Here is a 21,044-nt window from a genome sequence, read left to right as displayed (position 1 = left end):
AATAGAATAAAAGTATTGAGAAAAATGCTTCATTAGGCTAAAGCCTATTGGAGCATTCTTTTTGTTTATTGGAGCTATTCACGATTACGTACGTTACTGATCGAGCATTGAAAAAGGTGTATGTATATACCTTCTTTTGTAGTAGTATCGTTCATTCATACTTTTTTAAATATTATATGTTGTTTCTATATGTAGCATGCAAAGGAACCTTTGTTATTCTTTAAGTAAGCGTTATCAACAAAGAGGTGAGATTTAGAAATGTCTATTCGCTGGTTTCGCACCTTACGTAATCAAATATTGGTTGTTTTTGTGATGGCAATGGCGATTGTCATGTCGTTTGTTGCAGTGATGACTTACAATATGGTCGCATCGATGTTAACGAATAATGCAGAAAAGCAAATTCAACAAACAGTTACACAAGCGAGTGGTCGTGTAGATGCTCTCTATCATCAGCTTGATATGCTTACAAATCAAGTTGCAACAAATGCTTACGTTCAAGACCTCTTGTTAGAAGAAGTACATGGACAAACAACTCTGTTTCATCAACGTCAGTCACTCATGCAAGTCGTCGATTCATTCCAAGCATATTCGAACGGGATTGATGCTTTTGAATTATATTTGTCTAATGAACGTCGGTTGTTTCCATTGAATGAAGCTTCTCTTTCAGAACGAATTGACGATAGGTGGATACGAAAAGCAGAAGAGGAAAAAGGACGACTCATTTGGATCGGAAAGGATCGAGATAAGCCTGGTTATTTCCTTGCATTGAGACAAGTGAATTTAATGAATAGGTGGTTTTCGAAAGGAGGATATTTATTAGTTCGTATAAAGCCTACTTATTTTGAAGTGCACGATTCCATGATGGAAAGTGAATGGATGATTGTGGTCGATGAACAATATGAGCCGGTTGCTTCGAACTATCCGGGTCATGAACAAAAGCTTCTTAGTCAAGATGAATCAACGTTTACTGTGCATCAACAAGACTACATAAAAGTTCACCATGAATCAGTTGAAACGGGCTGGCGCACGTATATGTTTACTCCAGTTCAAATGATTACACGTGAAGTATCAGCATTACGACTAGCTCTCATTCTTTCAGCAGGGTTGGGTTTTTTTGTATTTATGTTATTTTCTTATTTGCTAGCAACGTATGTAACGAAACCTCTTATTCGATTAACAAATACGATGCGACAAGGAAAGGATGGTGAATTAAAAACGATTCCTGTTCGTTCAACTACGGTGGAAATGAATGAGTTAAATCAATCGTATAATCAAATGGTTGAGACGATTAATCATTTAATCGAAGCGGTATATGCAAAGGAGATTGTCCGCCACCAATCTGAACTGAAAGCGTTACAGGCACAAATCCATCCCCATTTTCTTTTTAATACACTTGAAGCATTGTATTGGGCATTAGAAGAAAAAGACGAGGAGGAATTAGCTGAGTATGTCATTACATTATCAGAATTGTTCCGTTATACGATCAGTGATCAAAAAAAGGATGACTGGGTCTCATTAAGGGAGGAGCTCGATCATGTTGAAGGGTATTTGTATGTGATGCAGGTCCGTTTTGGAGATCGAATCTCTTGGCATATTGATGATCATAATGAGTTTAATCACTGTATGATACCGAAGCTAACGATTCAACCATTAGTTGAAAATGCAATCTTACATGGTATTGGTAATCGAAGTGAAGGTGGGGTGGTTCAAGTGCGAATAGAGCCATCGGATATAGGCAATCGCTTAAGCATCTTCATTATCGATAATGGTATTGGGATGGATCAGAAAACCATTAACGGTGTGTTTCAGCAAGCGTATAGCAGTCAAAAAGGGATGGGGATGACAAATGTGAACAAACGCCTCCAACTATATTATAAAGACATTCATCATCGAGGCTTAGCTGTTAAAAGTGAGCGTGGGGAAGGAACGTGTGTTTATTTTGACATTCCTATGGGAGAGGGTGTTCATGATGAATAGAACGATTTTAGTCGTAGATGATGAGCCAAGAACAAGGGAAGGTATTAGTAAAACGTTGGAGCAATGGGCTCAATATTCGATTGAAGTCATAAGCGCTAGCACGGGTCGAGATGCTATTAAAATAGTAAGTGAGAGGCAAATCGATATATTAATTACTGACATTAGGATGCCAGAGATGACAGGCTTAGAAGTTATTCAGCTTATAGCGGATATGGAAGCAAAACCGATCGTATTAATTATGTCAGCTTATTCAGATTTCTATTATGCTCAAGAAGCCATACGACACGGGGTCATTCATTATTTACTAAAGCCAATTAGAAAAAAAGAGTTAATTGAAGCAGTTGAGCATGCAATTTCTAAGAAAGAAGATCAAGAACAAGGGCAGCGATTAACGAAAGTCATTGATGTACAATTGTTAGAACAAGCGGACTTAAATAACGATCGATATGAGCCGGCGATTGAAAAGGCATTAAGATATATCGACGATCACCTTAAAGAGAAGGTTAGCTTACAAGATGTTGCGAACGCTGTCCATTTAAACGGAAGTTATTTTAGTACATTATTTAAAGAGGAAGTAGGAATAAATTTTAGTGAATATGTGACAAGAAAAAGAATTCAAAGTGCCAAGCATTTGCTGCTACAGTCCGATATGCCAATTTCACTCATTGCAGAGGAGGTCGGTTATCAAACACAAAAGTATTTCAACAAGATTTTCAAGGAGTACGAAGGTGTTACTCCTGGATATTATCGAAAAACATATAAGTGAATGTCCAAAAGGAAGAATCTTTTTTGGACAGCCTTAAGCAGCCTTTTAAAGTAGATTCTAAAAAAAGTGGAAAATGATACAAACATCGTACCCTTATCCCAATGCTCGTTCCTTGTTACACTCAAGAGGATTAAAAATAGTAAGGGGGATATTCATTTGAAAAAGAAAGCGTATTCACTATGTATCGTATGGTCTGTGTTTCTTTTGTTCGTATTAGCGGCTTGTGGAGGCACAGATTCAGATGGAACGTCAGGTGAACAGCAAGGAGCGTCAAATGATGCTAATGATGCGGGTTCAGAAGAGCAAGCAGATGTAACCATTGATTTCATGCATCTTTGGCCTGCCGGTACTTCAGCTGGTCAGAATCGAATTGTCAATGAGATTATTGACCAATATATTGAAGAGAATCCGCATGTAACGATTGAGCAGGAAGTACTTGAAAACGAGCAATACAAAAATAAATTACAAGTTGTATCGTCTTCTAATCAGCTTCCTGATGTAGGGATGACTTGGCCAGCGGGTTTTATGGAGCCTTATGTAAAAGGGGAATTATTTGCTCCGTTAGATGATGTGCTTGATGGTGGACTTCAGGAGTCATTTGTTGCGGGAACACTAGAGGCTTATGAAATGGATGATACGTTTTATGCGTTACCACTTGAGTTGAATATAGCTCCAGTGTATTATAACCAAGCTATTTTTGCTGAATATGATTTAGATGTACCTGAAACATATGATGATTTTCTCCATATTGTTGATACGTTAGTTGAGAATGGAGTTGCTCCTATCGCACTTGGGAATAGAGACCGTTGGACGGGATCGCTTTGGTATATGTATTTAGCTGATCGTTACGGTGGTCCTGATGCGCTGAATTCAGCGATTGATCGTAGTGGAACATTTGAAACTCAGGAATTAATTGATGCTGCTGAAAGTATAGTTGATCTAGTCGAAAGAGATGCTTTTAATCGAGGCTTTAATGGGTTAAATAATGATGAAGCAAAGGCTGAATTTCTAAATGAAACAGCGGCTATGTACTTGATGGGCTCATGGGAATTACCGAACTTCACGACAAATGATGAAATTCCCCAAGAGTTTAGAGATCAGGTCGGATTCTTTAAATTCCCTACTATTGATGGAGGAGCAGGTGACATAGACAGCTGGGTAGGTGGACCTGGTGTCGGCTTCTTTGTTGCAGAGAATTCAGATGTGAAAGAAGAAGCAAAGGATTTCATTCGCTTCTTCGTTGAGAAGTGGGGTGAACAAGCAGTGACAGGAGCGGGTGTAATTCCTGCCACTCAGGTTGATACTGATGCTATTGACTTACCAGATCTTTATATTGATGTCTTAAGTGAATTGAATCAAGCTACGAATATTACGTTATTTGCAGATGTACAAATGAGCGCTGGTGTAGCTGAGACTCACTTAAATATGATTCAATCTCTCTTTGGTCAAGAAGTATCACCAGAAGATTTTGCAAAAACACATGAAGAGGCACTAGCAGATGAAGAATAATGAGTGAATGAAGAAGGAGAGGTCTCCATTTCAAAATGTGAGACACCTCCTTTCTTAAAAGAAAACAGCTTTTAAGAAAAGACCGCTACTGCGGTTTTTTTTACAGAATCAGATTTTATAAGGTCAATCAAAGTGGGATGAAACGGAACTTCAATCCGTTATTTGGGAGATACACGCTATTTATACGTACTAAGTGGAACGTCATTCCGCTAAAACGTAAAAAGAAGAGCAAAGCGAAGCACAAATGGTCAAATAGCGGAACGAGGATCCGGAAGGGCAATCCCAAAAGACATGATGACGGAAATAACGGAATGAGGTTCATTAAGTAGAGTATATGTGAATGCATAGAAGCGCTTCAGCTTTGTTCGTTACACGCTGATTTGAAAAGGAAACCAAATTCAGATCAACTAAGACGATAGTAACGACTAAACAGATGCAATTAATAATTATGGAAAGGAGATGGGTGAAAATGAACAGAGTTATGTCAGATAAAAAAGTGATTGCTTTATACGTTCTCCCCGCATTCATTCTTTTGCTAGTCGTTGTATATATTCCTATCATTATGACAGGCTATTATGGATTAATGGATTGGGATGGTATAGGACAAATGACGTTTATTGGCTTGGAAAATTATATACAGCTTATGAGCGATAATCAGTTTTGGCAAAGCGCTTGGCATTCTTTTTTACTTGCTTTGTTTTCTGTCTTGAGCTTGGGACTGTATTTACTTGTTTCAGTTGTTCTATCCGGGAAGGTTAAAGGCGCTCAATTATTTCGTAAAATTTATTTAATTCCAATGCTATTGTCATCGGTCGCTATTGCTCAGCTATGGATGCGAGTGTACCATCCTTCAAATGGAATTATGAATCGATTTTTGATGTCCATCGGTGTGGAGCAGCCACCGCTTTGGTTATCAGATACGAGTATTGTGTTATATGCCATCTTTATTCCGATTTTATGGCAGTACGCAGGGTTTTACATATTGATTTATTACGCCGCATTAAAAAATATACCCGATTCTCTAGTTGAGGCGGCGCGAATTGATGGAGCATCTCCATGGCAAATTGCTTACAAAATTAAAGTGCCGCTCATAGCGGGAGTGATAAAAGTCACGGTTGTGCTAGCGGTTGTAGGTTCTTTAAAATACTTTGATTTAATTTATGTGATGACGGACGGTGGACCTAATGGAGCAAGTGAAGTGATGGCTTCTTATATGTATAAGCTAGCCTTTCGAACAAATGATTTTGGATACGGAAGTGCAGCTGGCTTTCTATTACTTCTTATTTGTCTAATTGTTACATGGCTCATTAGAAAGCTAACTGAATCAAAGGATTCAATTCAATATTAATGAAAGGAGGATGGTAACGATGAATGCATCCACACAATTGAAAGCTACTCGTTCTTCTGTTAAAAAGGAAACGAAATCGATGCTTTCAAAACTAAGCTTGATCGTATTGTATGTGATCTTAATTACTGTAGCAATCCTACAAATTCTTCCGTTAATATGGTTACTCTTATTTTCTCTTAAAGATAATCAGGAGATCTTCCAGCTTGCCCCATTTGCGATTCCTTCTGACCCGAAGTGGGAAAACTATGTGAAAGTATGGACAGAGGGCAATATAAGTCTTTATTTTTTTAATAGTGTTTGGATTACAGTGATGGCGGTTGTTTTAACAGTTTTACTAGCAAGCTTTGTAACATATGCGATTACGCGTATGAGGTGGAAGCTTAGTAAACTCGTATTAGGCTTATTTATGGTTGGTTTAATGATTCCTGTGCATTCAACGCTTATTCCGTTATTTAGCTTCTATACAGATATAGGATTGATGAATCATCCTATGTCGATTGTTGTAACGTATACAGCCTTTAATTTACCTCTAACGATTATGATTCTACTAGGTTTCTATCAAACACTTCCACGTGAAGTGGAGGAGGCGGCTGTGATGGATGGGTGCTCTGTGCATCGGATCTTCTTCCAAATTATATTACCAATGACAACACCGGTGCTTGCAACGACAGCGATTATTAATATGATCTACAATTGGAATGAATTTGTTTTTGTCAACACGTTTATTAGCTCTGATCGTTATAAGACGCTGACAGTAGGTATTCAAAACTTTATAGGGCAATATACAACTGATTGGGGAGCCATTGGTGCAACCTTAATGATTAGTATTATTCCTATTTTACTCGCTTTTTTCTTTTTAAGTAATCGTATTGTTGAAGGGATTACATCGGGTTCTGTAAAAGGGTGAGTTAGAGCCAAAGCAAAGCGTTCTTCTTTAGCTCTCTTTAGAGCTCCGAAGTACGATAGTGGTAGTGGGAAGAGACAGATCAGGGATACATGCGGTTCCTCGTTCTGCTATTTGGGCTTTTTTGACACATTTTTCATCGTTACGGATTCTCATTCCACTATTTCTGCTTTTTTAACTCATTTTGCACTTGTTTGCTTGATCAGAGGAATGAGGATTCCCTGTGCGTTTTTTTAGTTGCTTCGAGGGTCTTTTGCTCAATGCTTTCTTTTCATGTCTTCTAAAGAACACTTTCTATACATTGGCTCAATCGTCCTCTTTATGCTAGGATTTAATAGTAGCTTAGCTCATTGATATAAGGGGATGTTGAGATGAAGGATAAACAGTTTGATACGAGGGCGGTTCATTTTCAATCTAAGGAGCCGGCACGAAATACGAGTAAAGCAAAGCCGATCTATCAAACATCAGCTTTTGTATTTAAAGATTTAGATGATATGGAAAGTTTCTATGAAGGAGAAAAGGAGTATTTGTATTCTCGTTACAGTAATCCAAATACAGATGATTTAGGACAGGGAATCGCTTTATTAGAGAATGCAGAGGATGGAGTAGCGACTTCTTCAGGGATGGCCGCTATCCTAGCGGGAGTGCTAGCAGTAGCAAAGCATGGTGATCACATTCTAGCTTCGGAGGATTTGTATGGTGGAACGTATCAGCTGTTTGCAGATGAAGTGGCATCTCTTGGTATAGAGGTAGAATTTGTTTCTTTTGAGGAACTAGCTAACGTGAAGGGAGCCATTAAATCGAATACGGTTCTTCTTTACACCGAGTCAGTAACTAATCCTTTGTTGCGCGTTGAGGACGTAGAAGGGGTTATTCAATTAGGTAAAGATTCTGATGTTAAGGTGATGATTGACAATACATTTGCAACACCGTATTTGTTACAGCCCTATGTGTTAGGAGCGGATTTGGTTATTCATAGTGCTACGAAATATATTGGGGGTCATAGTGATGTGACCGCAGGCGTATTAGTAGGACATGAAAGCTTACTTGCTAAAGCTCGTTCGAAAATAGTTACAATGGGTTGCAATTTAAGCCCATTTGAAGCATGGTTAGCTTGTCGGGGGTTAAAAACGTTAAGTATTCGTATGGATAAGCAGAGTAGAAATGCCCAAGCGTTAGCACATGCATTGGAAGAAGATCCTAATGTTCAACGAGTCTATTATCCAGACTTTGTTTCAGAAAAAGGAAACGGTGCAATGGTAAGTGTTGATTTAGCCGATCATGTCGATGTAGAAGTCTTTTTTAAATCATTAGATTGGATTAAGATTGCTCCTACTCTTGCAGGTGTGGAAACAACGGTTTCGTATCCGTTAAGAACGTCACATCGGACGATTCCTAAAGAGCTGCAACAGGAGCTAGGGATTGGCAAACAGCTTGTGCGTATTTCAGTTGGAATTGAAGATGAGAAGGATATCGTTGAGACGTTTAAGAAGGCAATAAGATTAGGCTAGAGAGGTTGTATATAATAACTTTTAGGCAAAAAAAGAATGTATAAAATAGAATAAATGGGTCCATCCTTATAAGGAAATCGTCATTTGCAGGATAGTTACATATAGTCTAAGCCTGCGCGAACCAACGGCAAGCTCCCCCACTTGTCGAAGGTTCTTCTTTTTTTGAATCTAATTTTAAAAAACAGTTGCTATTGGATTTTATTCATGATACAATTGATCTTGCCTGTTAATAAAGAAGTCTGGTGGCGATAGCGAAGAGGTCACACCCGTTCCCATGCCGAACACGGTCGTTAAGCTCTTCTGCGCCGATGGTAGTTGGGGGCTTCCCCCTGTGAGAGTAGGACGTTGCCAGTCTTCTTATTTTAACTCGACGCATGATAGCGTCAAAGCATTTCCATATACTATGAAAACGTCGCGGGGTGGAGCAGTCTGGTAGCTCGTCGGGCTCATAACCCGAAGGTCGATGGTTCAAATCCATCCCCCGCAATACCGAAAAAAAGCCGAAACGTATATGTTTCGGCTTTTTTTTAAGAATTTGAATGTTCATTAAGAAGGATGTAGGCGAACTCGAGGGTGGCGTCTAAGAAAAGCTGCAATTCCGTTTTTCTAATACCTGAATGAGGAGTGGTATCATGAAGGATGAGTTTGAATTTATTAAATCAATTACTCCACGACAGACTGACCAGCCCTCCCTTGTTAAAGGCATAGGGGACGATGCAGCTGTTTATCGTGGTTCAGAACAATATGATGAGGTAGTTTGCGTTGATACGATGGTAGAAGGCATACATTTCCGCCGAGATACATTGACTCCGTTTCAAATAGGAAAGAAAGCCTTAGCCATTAATGTGAGTGATGTAGCAGCGATGGGAGCACAGCCTATTTATTATATCGTTTCAGTTGCAGCGTCTTCAGACTGGAAGCAAGAGGAGCTAGAAGACGTGTATAAAGGAATGCTTGAGTTAGCTCAAGTATACAAAATGGATTTAATTGGTGGAGATACGGTATCAACACCTGATACACTTGTCTTAACAGTTACGGTTATTGGGCGAGTTGAACGTAACCGCGCGGTCTATCGACATATGGCTAAGCCGGGAGATGTTGTGTTCATCACTGGTCATGCCGGTCGGTCAGCAGCCGGTTTAGATTTGTTGTTTGAAAAAGGTGTAAATGGATCATTCTCTTTAGCAGAGCAAAAGCTCGTAAGGGCGCATCAAGAACCTCAGCCTCACGTAAAGGCTGGTCGGATACTATGTCATGCAGGCTTGCGAGTATCATTAAATGATGTAAGTGACGGAGTAGCAAGCGAGGTAAATGAATTAGCTGAAGCGAGCAATGTAAAAATACATATTGACAAGTCTTGTATTCCGATTGATGAAGCGATGTCTAGCTATTCACGAGAACAGCAATTAGAGTATATGTTTTTCGGAGGGGAAGATTTTGTTCTAATTGGAACTACTAAGGAAGAGGACTTCAACAAGGTTGAGGAGTTATTTAAAGAGGAAGGGCTATTCATAACGAAAATCGGACATGTTCTAACAGGGAAAGGTGTCTATTTGAAAGAAGAAAATCAATTAACGAAGCTTGAAAAAAAAGGTTACAACCATTTTCAAAAGCGTGGGTGAAGTTTAATGGAGACATGGTCAATACGAACGATGGCACCAGAAGAAACGATGGTATTTGCAAAAAAGCTTGGGGATCTTGTCCAACAAGGTGATGTTATTACACTTGAAGGGGATTTAGGAGCTGGTAAAACGAGCTTTACAAAAGGCCTGGCTAGAGGCTTAGGAGTTAAAAGAGTGGTCAATAGCCCAACTTTTACGATCATGAAGCAATATAGAGGACGAGTCCCGCTGTATCATATGGATGCATATCGTCTTGAAAATGAATATGAAGATCTTGGGTTTGAGGAATATTTTTATGGAGATGGTGTGACCGTTATTGAGTGGCCTTCGATGATTATTGCACAATTACCACAAGATCGATTAAAGATCACGATTGAATATAAAGATGAAAATGAACGACTTATTACGATCGAAGCAACAGGCTCACGATCGAGTGAGCTAAGTAAGGAGTTAGCGGTATGACAAAGATTTTAGCGATTGATACATCCTCTTATGTGATGGGCGTGGCTGTGACAGAAGATCAATCGATTCGTGGAGAATTGATTACGAATATAAAGAAAAATCACTCATTGCGACTTATGCCGGCTATATCTAAATTGATGAAAGACGTAGACATGCAACCTAGTGAGCTTGAGCGAATTGTTGTGGCCAATGGACCTGGATCGTATACAGGTGTACGAATTGGTGTGACAACAGCGAAAACACTTGCGTGGTCATTGAAAATACCGATTGTCGGGGTTTCTAGTATTGCTTTAATGGCACAAGCGGGACGCTATTTCAATGGAGATATTGTTCCATTAGTTGATGCAAGAAGAGGACAAGTATATACGGGCTTATATTCGTTTGAAAAAGAAGTGATTACGACAGTTAAAGAGGATCGACTAGTGATGCTAGATAGGTGGCTAGAAGAATTGGCACAGCGAGAAAAGCCCACCTTGATTGTCGGTCAAGATGCAAAGCTTCATCGAGAAATGATCTGTGCAGCGTTAAGGGATCATGCGTTATTCTCTCCTGCCACGTTAGCGGTTCCGAGGCCTTCCGAATTAGCGTTCATTGGTAGGGATCTAGAAGTGAGTCAAAATGTACATCAATTCGTTCCTAACTATATTCAGCTAGCTGAAGCAGAGGCAAAATGGTTACAAGCTCAGTCAGAAAAGAGCGATTCAAAATGATTGAACAAGAAGAAAAGGAAGAAAAATATACATTTCGATTTATGACCATTGAGGATATTGATGAGGTTGTGCGTGTAGAACGTAATGCGTTTGCTGCGCCTTGGGATCCAAGTGTGTTTATGCAAGAGCTTACGTCGAATCAATTTGCTCATTATATTGTATATGAAGAGAATGGACATATTTTTGGTTATTGTGGAATGTGGGTGGTTATGGAGGAAGCACAAATTACGAATGTCGGTATTCATTCGAGTCACCGTGGACAAGGGCATGGAGAAAGATTAATGCGCTATGTGCTCGCCTTTTTACGCCATCTCGGTGTCGTCAAGATTTCCTTGGAAGTAAGAGTGTCCAATGAAGTTGCTCAACATCTATATAAGAAGGTTGGCTTCCGAAAAGGCGGCATTCGAAAAAAATATTATGCGGATAATCAGGAAGACGCATTAGTCATGTGGGTGGAATTAGATGATGAATGATGAGTTAATATTAGCGATAGAAACAAGCTGTGATGAAACTTCTGCTGCTGTCGTACGAAATGGACGTCATGTGCTAAGTAATATCGTGTCTTCTCAGGTGGAAAGCCATAAGAGGTTTGGCGGAGTCGTTCCTGAGATAGCGTCAAGGCATCATGTCGAACAAATAACGATCATTGTAGAAGAGGCTTTGAATGAGGCTGATGTATCATTTGCTGACTTAGATGCAGTAGCAGTAACGGAAGGTCCAGGTTTAGTAGGGGCATTACTAATTGGTGTGCATGCAGCGAAAGCAATAGCCTTTGCTTACGATCTGCCTTTAATTGGTGTCCATCATATTGCTGGACATATTTATGCGAATCAATTAATCATGGAGTCTTTTCATTTTCCTGCAATCGCACTTGTCGTTTCAGGTGGACATACTGAGCTTGTTTTTTTAAAGGAGCACGGAGCGTTTGAGGTTATTGGAGAAACACGGGATGACGCTGTAGGTGAAGCATATGATAAAGTAGCTCGTACCATTGGATTACCTTACCCTGGTGGACCGCATATCGACCGGTTAGCAGCGGAAGGTGAGCCAACCATTTCCTTACCACGTGCGTGGTTAGAGCCTGATTCTTATGATTTTAGTTTTAGCGGTTTAAAATCAGCGGTCATTAATACGGTTCACAATTATAAGCAACGTAATGAACAGCTTCCAATTAACGATTTAGCAGCAAGCTTTCAGGCTAGTGTGATTGACGTATTAGTTCAGAAGACAAAGAGAGCGGCGAGTGAGTATGGAGTGAAGCAAATCGTATTAGCAGGTGGAGTTGCTGCTAATAAAGGCTTAAGAACAGCGTTGAAAGATTCGTTTGCTGAATGGAATGTAGAAGTTAGCATTCCTCCATTACATCTATGTACAGATAATGCAGCGATGATTGGGGCCGCTGCAAGCTTAAAGCTACGAACAAAGCAATTTTCAGGATATGATTTGAATGGAAACCCAGCTATTGATTTAGAGCAATGGTAACGATAGATCGTCGTATAAGAAAACACTTATTGGAGAATATACTCCTAATAAGTGTTTTTTTGTATTTATAAGGGATAACTTACCCACATGGATTGTGGATAGTGTGGAAAAGGGTGAAAAAGCTTCATTTAATCACTTTTTGATTGTGGCTAACCCTTTGTGGGTAAAAATGTGGATAATGTGTATAAGTTATTTCAATCAAGCTTTTATACGGTTTTTCCTGTGTATAAACCTGTGTGTAGTGTGGATATATCGAGTGTATAAGTAGAGGTTGGTGAATATGTGGAAAAAAGTGATCATTTTATTTTTATTAACGTTTTTAAGTGTCCAGCCACTAACAGGTTATTCACATTCTACTGATGATTCTCTTGACGTTGTCGTCATTGTTGTGCCAGCACTCTCTTTTTTGGAAACACCATTGTTGTTTCAAAGTGAGAATTCTATTTGGAAAGATGCTGCATTTGCAGCAATGAATGTTCGACCAGATGGCCCGTACTCGTATTTAAATAATATGGTGACAATTGGGTCAGGGGGAAAAGCTGTAGGGGTTCAAGAGTGGAATAGTTACGAAGATCGTGAATACATAAACGGAATTAGAAGTCGTGATTGGATGGAACAGCTAACAGGGAAGGTATGCTCTGATTGTATCATTCAGCCATTATTTCATCGTCTTGTAGACAAAAATAAACAAACAACTTATAAAGCCGTACCTGGACGGTTTGGACAGTTGTTAATTAACAATCAAATCGGTCATCGAGTTTATGGTCATAGTGATACAAATGATGAAAAGATTCGTTATGCGTCATTGCTAACGATGAATGAAGAGGGATATACAGAAGGGGACATATTACTTGCGATTAAGGATGATCAGCAATTCCCTTATAGTATGAAGATGGATAGAAAGTTCCTTATCGATAGGTTATCCACAACAAATGCACAGCGTACATTTTCTGTGATTGAATGGGGAGATTTTCATCGGCTTTTTTCTTTGAAGCCTTTTATGGAGAAAGAGCATTTCAACAATCAGTTGTCTATTTTGCTACACGAATTAACTCTGTTTGTTGAACAAATAACAGCGGAGAGTGATGTTTGGCTGATTGCTCCAATGATGCACCAAGAAGCATATGAATTGAGATATCAGTTAGCACCAGTGTTTTACTGGTCATCTGATCATGCTGGAGGTACATTAACGTCACAGACAACGAGACGTCATGGCCTCGTATCAAGTATCGATTTCATTCCAACTTGGCTGAAATCATTTGAGGTGGACGTTGATTCTTATTGGACAGGTCAACCTATGCAAGTGGTCGATCCATCTGTCCATGCTAAAACGATTCATGATCGTGTCGATGATATGGTGCTCATCTATAAAATGAGAGCATCGGTCGTCTCGTTCTACGTCACAGTTTTAGTTATTTCGTTACTCATAGCTGCCCTTTTTGGTTGGTTTAATCCCCATCAGCGACCTGTTTGGAGAAAATGGAACCGAATTTGTTTGCTGGCAGCTTTAATGTCACCATTTTGGTTTTTATCGCTTGCACCATTAGTTGGTTCGATCGGAATCATTGGTTTTGTTTTTGGATTAATTATAGCAACGTTTCTATCTGGCTTTTTCTTCGAACGGTTTGACCGTTACCCAATCGCAATCATCGGTGGTTTAACAGCAGTCGTCATTACGCTTGATCTTTTTGCAGGCTCATGGTTCATGCAGCGATCATTTTTAGGATATGATCCGATCATTGGTGCTAGATATTATGGAATTGGCAATGAATTTGTAGGTGTTTATATGATTGCGATTCTAATGATGATTAGCCCCTTTATGTATAAGAAGGGACTCCTTTCAACCGTTAGTCTTGGGCTACTGTCGTTATTTGTATTTATCGTATTAGGTAAAAGTTCACTTGGAACGAATGCTGGAGCTGCTCTAGCTTCGGCAGTAGTATTTGGGTTTCTATTTGTTAAATGGCTTCATCTTCGTATGAGGAAAAAATTACTCATTCTTATTATGTTGTTTGCTGTTTTGTTGATGCTCGGTTTGTTTAGTTTACAGTTCGGCGAACAGACCCACATAGGTATGGCCTATGAACGTCTTATCGCTGGTGATGTGACCTATATTACTGATACGGTCATACGGAAGTTAAAAATGAACGTTAAGTTAATTCGACATTCTAATTGGACACAGCTATTTGTAACGAGCTATGCTCTTGTGGCGATTATTTTATGGAAAGAGAGAATACAGCTACGAGACAAAAGGAAGCAGCTCTTTCTGCAATCGGGTGTGGTAGCATCCTTTGCATTGTGTGTCTTTAATGATTCAGGTGTAGTAGCAGCAGCTATTTCGATGTTCTCTGTTGTTTCAACTCATTATTATTGGTTGGCTAAATGTAAAGAGCGAAAGGAGGTAGGTACATTTCAATCGGCTAAATCGACTTTTCCTATTGAGGATAAAACTTGAGAGGTGGGGGTTAAGAGTCTTGATGGAAATGGTTCACACGTTGCATGCCTGATACGGGTTGGTTCGGCGTATCAGGTATGCAACAGCTACAAATTTACGAATCTTGAAGCTGCTCCCATTCGTCCATGAGTTTCTCTAGCTCTTCATTTCCTTGATCGATTTGTTCTTGAATGTGTTGAGCCTTCTCATGATCGGTATACACATCTGGATCACACAATGCCTCTTCATGATCTGCTAATGATTGTTCAATTGCTTCAATTTGCTCTTCAATATCAGCAATGCGACGATTTCGTTGGCGTTCTAGCTTCTTCTTTTCTTTGTCAATTTCATAGGATTGTTTATCATTTTGAACGTTTGTCGGTACATCTGTGACTTGATCTTGCTGTTTCAAGAGCTCTCGTTGTTTCGTTTCTTCCTTCTTCTCAACATAATAATCATAATCACCGAGGTAATCAGTTATTTGACCTTGGTCTAGCTCGACCATCCGAGTAGCAAGTCGATTAAGAAAGTAGCGATCATGTGAAACGAATAAAAGCGTTCCTGGATAATCGATAAGGGCATTTTCAAGCACTTCCTTAGCGTCGAGGTCGAGATGGTTCGTTGGCTCATCCAGAATGAGGAAGTTTGCCTTTTGCATCATGAGCTTTGCTAATGCTAATCTAGCTTTTTCTCCACCACTCAACGTTGAGACCGGCTTCAGAACATCATCGCCACTAAATAAGAAGTTACCTAAAACAGTCCGTATTTCCTTCTCAGGAAGAAGGTGATGCTCGTCCCATAGTTCATGCAGAACAAGCTTATTGGACTTTAAATTGGCTTGCTCTTGGTCGTAATAGCCCGCTCGAACATTGCTTCCAAGATGTATCGTTCCTTGCTCTGTTGGCAGCTTGTTCATAATCGCCTTTAATAATGTCGACTTTCCAGCGCCGTTCGGTCCAATTAACGCGACGCTCTCTCCACGGTTGATGGCAAGGTTCAATTGACTGAAAATCGTGCTTTCATCGTATGAAATATGCAATTGGTTAACTCGAAGTACTTCATTCCCACTTTGACGTTCGATATTAAAGGAAAAAGAAGCTGACTTCTCTGAACCAGCTGGCCGATCAAGCTTGTCCATACGCTGTAGCTGTTTTCTTCTGCTTTGCGCTCTCTTTGTTGTTGAGGCACGAGCGATATTACGTTGAATAAATTCCTCTAGCTTGGAAATCTCACCTTGCTGCTTTTCGAATTGCTTCAGCTCTAGCTCGTATTGTTTAGCTTTTTCATCTAAATAGTCACTATAGTTTCCGGTGTATTTCTTTGTTAATGTCCTTGAAATTTCAACGACCTGAGTAACGATTCGGTCTAGGAAATACCGATCGTGGGAAACGATTAGAATAGCCCCTTTGTAGCCTGCTAAATAATGTTCTAACCATGTGAGTGTTTCAATATCTAGATGGTTCGTTGGCTCATCTAAAATGAGGAGATCAGGCTTCGTTAATAGTAGTTTTGCTAGAGCTAATCTTGTTTTTTGTCCACCGGATAAATTCGAAATTTTTGTTGCGTAATCGAAGTCGGCAAAGTTCATGCCTGCTAGTACACTGCGAATATCAGCTTCGTATTGAAAGCCACCTTGGTCTTTAAATTGAAGCTGTTTTTCATCGTAATCTTTAAGGAGTTTCTCGTATTTTGTGTTATTGGCTAGTATGGATGGATTGGCCATTTGTTCTTCCATTGACCTTATATGGCGCTCCATTTCTTGTAATGGTTTAAAAACCGCAAGCATTTCATCCCAAATAGACAGGTTTGATTCTAAGCCAGTATCCTGAGCCAAATAACCAATATCAATTCCTTTTGGCATCATTAAATCGCCACTGTCATAAGAAAGCTGTCCGGCTATAATTTTTAGTAACGTTGATTTACCCGCACCATTACGTCCGACAAGCCCAACACGGTCACCAGTTTGAATTTCTAGCTTTATAGATGATAAAATCGGTTCAACGCCGAATGATTTTGAAAGGTTGTTACATTGTAAAATGATCATTTGAATATTCCTTCTCTCATCTCATCATAGTTACTTGTTCTCGCACTTTTAGTGTAACGTAGAATGCATCTTTCAACAACTTGTTGAACAACGAAGTAAACGAATGACAAGTAATTGTGAATTAGTGTACAATAGCTAAGAAATGATTAGTTAAATTTAGAGAAGGGGGAGGCATTGAATGAATACGGATCATACAAAAATTCCACAAGCAACAGCTAAACGTCTCCCACTTTATTACCGCTTTCTTGAGAATTTACAAGCTTCGGGGAAGCAGCGAGTGTCGTCTACGGAATTAAGTGAAGCTGTGAAAGTAGACTCTGCAACCATTCGTCGGGACTTTTCTTATTTCGGTGCTCTTGGGAAAAAGGGATATGGATACAATGTAAACTATTTATTGTCCTTTTTCCGAAAAACGTTAGATCAGGACGAATTAACGAAGGTCATTTTAGTAGGAGTCGGAAACCTCGGTACGGCTTTTTTGCAATATAACTTCTCTAAGAATAATAATACACAAATTGTGATGGCCTATGATGTGGATAAATCGAAAATTGGCACAGAGGTAGGCGGTGTTACGATACGCCATTTCGATGATATGAAGCATATAGATCCAAATGAAGTATCGGTTGCCATTTTAACGGTTCCGGTTGCAGTAGCGCAAAGAATCGCTGATGAGCTTGTTGAGATTGGCATTAAGGGAATTTTAAATTTTACTCCAGCGCGATTGGATGTGCCAGACACGGTACGAGTGCACCACATTGATCTTTCTGTAGAATTACAAGCATTGGTTTATTTTTTGAAGCATTATCCTGTATAATAGGATGGACAAGGAGGTGTACCTATGGGATTAGGTGCAGGTAGTATTGCATTAATTGCTATTGTCGCTTTAATCATTTTCGGTCCGAAGAAGTTACCTGAGCTTGGAAAAGCAGCGGGAAACACGTTACGTGAATTTAAGAATGCAACAAAAGGGCTTGCAGATGAAGATGAAGATAAGAAGAACAACAATAATGACAAAGCCTAGTAGGAAGGGTATATAGATGAATCGAAGAGACATGTCGGTAATGGATCATATTGTGGAGCTAAGACGTAGAATAGTCATTACGCTCGTATTCTTCACAATCGCTCTCATTGCCGGCTTCTTTTTAGCTACTCCGTTAATCACATATTTACAAAGTACACCGACAGCACAAGATTTGCCCATGAACGCGTTTAAAATGACCGATCCTATTCGTATTTTTATGACGTTTGCCTTTGCAGGTGCACTGATTTTAACGTTTCCGGTCATTTTGTATCAGTTGTGGGCGTTTATTAAGCCAGGTTTACATGAGAACGAACAGAAGGCGACGCTCGCATATATTCCATTTGCGTTTTTTTTATTACTTACAGGTATTTCGTTTGCCTACTTTGTGTTGTTTCCTTTTTTAGTACAGTTTATGAGCAACTTATCGGAGAGACTAGGAATTACGGAACAGTATGGTATTAATGAGTATTTTTCTTTTTTATTTCAAGTAACATTACCATTTGGCGCATTATTTCAACTGCCAGTCGTTGTGATGTTCTTTACACGACTTGGGTTGTTAACACCAGACTTTCTGAAGCAAGTTAGAAAGTTTGCGTATTTTCTATTACTAATCGTAGCAGGATTTATTACACCGCCAGAATTTATCTCTCATTTGATGGTGACGTTACCACTGCTGTTATTATATGAATTCAGTATTTGGATTTCGAAGATTACGTATCGTAAGGTGTTAAAGGCTGAGAAGGAAAGAGAACAGGCAGAGGAAGAGAATAAGGAAACCGTATAATTAGAAGCCTGGAATAAAAGTTAAAGAAAAAAGGAATAAGAGAGGGCACAGAAAAAGACAAATCAACTTTTTCTGTGCCTTTTATTTGACAAGCGAGCGCTTCACTCGTTGCGCATCTTGCTATGAGAAACCCACTCATTGCAAGGCAACGGCTATGCACATTACTTAAAGGTCACTGAAAAAGTGTGATTTTCACTTTTTCAGTGGCCTCCATATCCGTGGTGTGGGGGAAAGGTGAATAATAGGCTGCATACGGCTTCCTCATTCCTCTATATCCACTTTTCTTACTCAATTTGGCCTTATTTTACTAGATTAGCGGAATAGGAATTCCCTTTACTCCTTAAGCAACGAGTATTTCGTCTTTTAGCAGTATGAGGATTACCAAATGGCTCTCTGTGGAGCTCCGCTGCTAGAATGATGACAGGCTGTATACGGCTTCCTCATTCCTTTATTCTGGCTTTTGAGGGACAAGAGTGGCACGACATGAGCAACAGAATATCAATAAGTTTGTGAAATATTGAACAAAGTTTGAACAATGCTCAGAATCTATAGCCAATGGTATGACAATGAACTATACTGTAAGTGTAAAGGGAATGTGAAAGACTTCACAATTATATGTGAAATATTGAGCATAATAAAGGGAGGAATCTAACATGTTTGGTCAATTTTTAAGAGAAAACAAAATTGCTGCTGGAATTATGGTGTTCTTACGATTATATTTAGGGTGGTCTTGGTTATCTGCAGGATGGGGAAAGGTGACTGGTGATTTTCATGCAGGAGGGTATTTACAAGGGTCTGTTGCAAACCCGGTTATGAGTGGTGAGGAAGTCGTTTATCCTACTTATGTCGCTTTCTTAGAAGGCTTTGCGATTCCGAACGCGGATGTATTTAGCGTTGTTGTTGCTTGGGGCGAGTTGTTAGTCGGATTAGGGTTAATAGTAGGGGTACTTACTTCTGCAGCAGCTTTCTTCGGAGTCGTGATGAATATGTCTTTCTTGTTTGCAGGAACTGTATCTACTAATCCATTGATGATAGTAGTGGCGATCTTTATTCTGGCTGCTGGTGCGAATGCTGGGAGATACGGAGGAGACCGTTGGGTGTTACCGTACTTGAGAAACGTTTTTCGTTTTCGTAAAAATGACTTAGGCCAAGGTAAGCAACCTTTACAAGAGGTGTTAGAAAGATAAGAGAAGAGGCGACGAATTCAACTGAATTTGTCGCCTAATTTTTAGTTGAATCAGGAGTTTATGTGTATCATCTTTTAAAGATAAGTCAAAGGGAGTGTATGAGAAGGAGGCATCGAGTGCTTTCGTTACACGCATTACTGAAAGCCCCCACTAAATGCTCAAGCCTCTATTAACGGTTTAGCAGGACTAAACATTATTCATTTATCATCCTTATCCTTTTTGTTTTGATCTTGGATTTGTTTAATGACTTTACGTAAGCGGAAAAAGCGAAAAGCAATCATAAAGTCAATCGTCGCAAATCCGATAATTAAGTAAGACCAGAAGTTCCAACCTGATGTATTGACGTATTGAATCGCAAATAAAACGAGTAATACACCAATTATAAAATAAACGACGGCCATAGTCATAGGTGAAGCTCTCATAATAATCCCCCAATAAATTGTAATACTTGTTGCTGTACTTCTTCAAATTCATTAATCATATCGCCAATCTGGTCTGCAAAGACAACTTGGACGAGAGCGACAAATAAGTTGATGGCCACATGTGCAATGATTGGTACGATAATTCGTTTCGTTTTGACATAAAGGAAAGCAAATGTAAGCCCCATTGCGGTGTAGACTAATAAATTTTGAAAATCACCATGCATTGCGGCGAAAATAAGAGAACTTAAAATTCCCGCAATCCAAAAGTTAAATCGTTTGTATAAGGATCCGAAAATAACGAGACGAAAAACAATTTCTTCTATAATAGGTCCAATGATAGCAACAACGATTATAAATAGTGGAAAGGCTTGTGCAAATTCAACGATGATTTCTGTGTTTTCTGATCCAGGCTCAAATCCTAGAATCACCATTTGAACAAAGGCAGCAGCATATTGTGCAGCAAATGCCATGAATATTCCGATAATAGACCAAATGAGAGCATCCCCTCGGCTTGCTCGATCTCTAACTAAATGTCTGTCCTGCATATCTTTTCGGAGTAATAGCAGCATAATAACCAATCCGATTGAGAAGGCTATTACATTCCACATTCCGAAAATACGTTCGATTTCCACGCCAAACCAATATAAAATATATTGTCCCGGTAAAATTGAAAATTGAATAATTAAAAATGTAATAATGATCCACCAATAACGTCGATTCACTGTGTTTGTCTCCTTTTTATCATGTTCCACTTTCATTGTGTTATGTAGGCATTTGTTAACAACTTTTCTTATTGTATCATATGAGTGAATGAAGTATGTATTAGGAAGATATGAAAAATTGATGAATGTCTATAAAGTC

At 39.3% G+C, this 21,044-nt stretch carries 19 protein-coding genes, 1 tRNA gene and 1 rRNA gene; 18 read left to right on the top strand and 3 right to left on the bottom strand.

Annotated elements, in window-relative coordinates:
- Positions 1-258 precede the first annotated feature (258 nt).
- The 14 genes from ACERJO_RS12575 to ACERJO_RS12510 all read left to right on the top strand — a co-directional run bounded on the left by ACERJO_RS12575 (position 259) and on the right by ACERJO_RS12510 (position 14,746).
- On the top strand, positions 259-1,977 hold the full coding sequence (locus ACERJO_RS12575) for a sensor histidine kinase (RefSeq protein ID WP_373647700.1): 1,719 nt from the start codon (positions 259-261) through the stop codon (positions 1,975-1,977).
- Positions 1,967-2,743 carry a response regulator transcription factor gene (locus ACERJO_RS12570; protein WP_373647699.1) on the top strand — a complete coding sequence of 259 codons (777 nt, stop codon included), beginning with the start codon at positions 1,967-1,969 and terminating at the stop codon, positions 2,741-2,743. Before ACERJO_RS12575 ends, ACERJO_RS12570 begins: the two co-directional genes overlap by 11 nt.
- Before the next feature lie 156 nt (positions 2,744-2,899).
- On the top strand, positions 2,900-4,252 hold the full coding sequence (locus tag ACERJO_RS12565) for an extracellular solute-binding protein (protein ID WP_373647698.1): 1,353 nt from the start codon (positions 2,900-2,902) through the stop codon (positions 4,250-4,252).
- Between the two features lie 469 nt (positions 4,253-4,721).
- Positions 4,722-5,600: a carbohydrate ABC transporter permease gene (locus ACERJO_RS12560; RefSeq protein WP_247107071.1), complete on the top strand. Its 879-nt coding sequence runs from the start codon at positions 4,722-4,724 to the stop codon at positions 5,598-5,600.
- A 79-nt stretch (positions 5,601-5,679) separates the two neighbouring features.
- Entirely contained in the window at positions 5,680-6,507 is an 828-nt protein-coding gene (locus ACERJO_RS12555; RefSeq protein WP_247107143.1) for a carbohydrate ABC transporter permease, read from the top strand.
- Positions 6,508-6,875: 368 nt separating this feature from the next.
- A complete protein-coding gene (locus tag ACERJO_RS12550; protein WP_247107072.1) occupies positions 6,876-8,015 on the top strand; it encodes a trans-sulfuration enzyme family protein in 1,140 nt (379 codons plus the stop codon).
- A gap of 238 nt (positions 8,016-8,253) precedes the next feature.
- Positions 8,254-8,369: ribosomal RNA gene (rrf, locus tag ACERJO_RS12545) — 5S ribosomal RNA — on the top strand.
- Between the two features lie 59 nt (positions 8,370-8,428).
- Positions 8,429-8,502: transfer RNA gene (locus tag ACERJO_RS12540), tRNA-Met, on the top strand.
- Positions 8,503-8,647: 145 nt separating this feature from the next.
- Positions 8,648-9,637 (top strand): thiamine-phosphate kinase, encoded by a 990-nt coding sequence (gene thiL / locus ACERJO_RS12535; RefSeq protein WP_373647697.1) that lies wholly within the window; start codon positions 8,648-8,650, stop codon positions 9,635-9,637.
- 6 nt (positions 9,638-9,643) lie between these two features.
- Complete coding sequence (gene tsaE, locus ACERJO_RS12530) at positions 9,644-10,099, top strand: tRNA (adenosine(37)-N6)-threonylcarbamoyltransferase complex ATPase subunit type 1 TsaE (RefSeq protein ID WP_247107074.1); 456 nt, start codon at positions 9,644-9,646, stop codon at positions 10,097-10,099.
- Positions 10,096-10,809, top strand: a complete 714-nt coding sequence (gene tsaB / locus ACERJO_RS12525) for a tRNA (adenosine(37)-N6)-threonylcarbamoyltransferase complex dimerization subunit type 1 TsaB (RefSeq protein WP_247107075.1) — start codon at positions 10,096-10,098, stop codon at positions 10,807-10,809. The genes tsaE and tsaB overlap by 4 nt, the downstream gene beginning before the upstream one ends.
- Positions 10,806-11,282 (top strand): ribosomal protein S18-alanine N-acetyltransferase, encoded by a 477-nt coding sequence (rimI, locus tag ACERJO_RS12520; protein WP_247107076.1) that lies wholly within the window; start codon positions 10,806-10,808, stop codon positions 11,280-11,282. Before tsaB ends, rimI begins: the two co-directional genes overlap by 4 nt.
- On the top strand, positions 11,272-12,291 hold the full coding sequence (tsaD, locus tag ACERJO_RS12515; RefSeq protein WP_373647695.1) for a tRNA (adenosine(37)-N6)-threonylcarbamoyltransferase complex transferase subunit TsaD: 1,020 nt from the start codon (positions 11,272-11,274) through the stop codon (positions 12,289-12,291). The genes rimI and tsaD overlap by 11 nt, the downstream gene beginning before the upstream one ends.
- A 280-nt stretch (positions 12,292-12,571) precedes the next feature.
- Positions 12,572-14,746: a hypothetical protein gene (locus tag ACERJO_RS12510; protein WP_373647693.1), complete on the top strand. Its 2,175-nt coding sequence runs from the start codon at positions 12,572-12,574 to the stop codon at positions 14,744-14,746.
- Positions 14,747-14,840: 94 nt separating this feature from the next.
- On the opposite strand, the gene ACERJO_RS12505 is transcribed toward ACERJO_RS12510, so the two are convergent.
- Positions 14,841-16,769 carry an ABC-F family ATP-binding cassette domain-containing protein gene (locus ACERJO_RS12505; RefSeq protein ID WP_373647692.1) on the bottom strand — a complete coding sequence of 643 codons (1,929 nt, stop codon included), beginning with the start codon at positions 16,767-16,769 and terminating at the stop codon, positions 14,841-14,843.
- Positions 16,770-16,947: 178 nt separating this feature from the next.
- Between ACERJO_RS12505 and ACERJO_RS12500 the strand changes: the two genes are divergently transcribed.
- From ACERJO_RS12500 to ACERJO_RS12485, 4 genes are all read left to right on the top strand, one after another.
- The gene (locus ACERJO_RS12500; protein ID WP_247107080.1) at positions 16,948-17,583 is read left to right on the top strand and encodes a redox-sensing transcriptional repressor Rex; all 636 of its coding nucleotides are present in this window, start codon (positions 16,948-16,950) and stop codon (positions 17,581-17,583) included.
- Positions 17,584-17,607: 24 nt separating this feature from the next.
- Positions 17,608-17,790 carry a twin-arginine translocase TatA/TatE family subunit gene (locus ACERJO_RS12495; RefSeq protein WP_035346782.1) on the top strand — a complete coding sequence of 61 codons (183 nt, stop codon included), beginning with the start codon at positions 17,608-17,610 and terminating at the stop codon, positions 17,788-17,790.
- A 16-nt stretch (positions 17,791-17,806) separates the two neighbouring features.
- Positions 17,807-18,574: a twin-arginine translocase subunit TatC gene (gene tatC / locus ACERJO_RS12490; RefSeq protein ID WP_247107081.1), complete on the top strand. Its 768-nt coding sequence runs from the start codon at positions 17,807-17,809 to the stop codon at positions 18,572-18,574.
- Positions 18,575-19,227: 653 nt separating this feature from the next.
- Positions 19,228-19,761: a DoxX family protein gene (locus ACERJO_RS12485; RefSeq protein WP_247107082.1), complete on the top strand. Its 534-nt coding sequence runs from the start codon at positions 19,228-19,230 to the stop codon at positions 19,759-19,761.
- Between the two features lie 197 nt (positions 19,762-19,958).
- Here the strand turns inward: ACERJO_RS12485 and ACERJO_RS12480 are convergent, their stop codons facing one another.
- Entirely contained in the window at positions 19,959-20,183 is a 225-nt protein-coding gene (locus ACERJO_RS12480) for a YdiK family protein (RefSeq protein ID WP_247107083.1), read from the bottom strand.
- Positions 20,180-20,905 (bottom strand): CPBP family intramembrane glutamic endopeptidase, encoded by a 726-nt coding sequence (locus ACERJO_RS12475; protein WP_373647689.1) that lies wholly within the window; start codon positions 20,903-20,905, stop codon positions 20,180-20,182. Before ACERJO_RS12475 ends, ACERJO_RS12480 begins: the two co-directional genes overlap by 4 nt.
- Between the last annotated feature and the right edge of the window lie 139 nt (positions 20,906-21,044).

Origin of the sequence: Halalkalibacter sp. AB-rgal2, from assembly GCF_041821005.1 — a bacterium.
Taxonomy (GTDB): Bacteria; Bacillota; Bacilli; order Bacillales; family Bacillaceae_D; genus Halalkalibacter.
The sequence above is the reverse complement of the archived record's forward strand: the minus strand, read 5'-3'. Positions and strand labels throughout refer to the sequence as shown.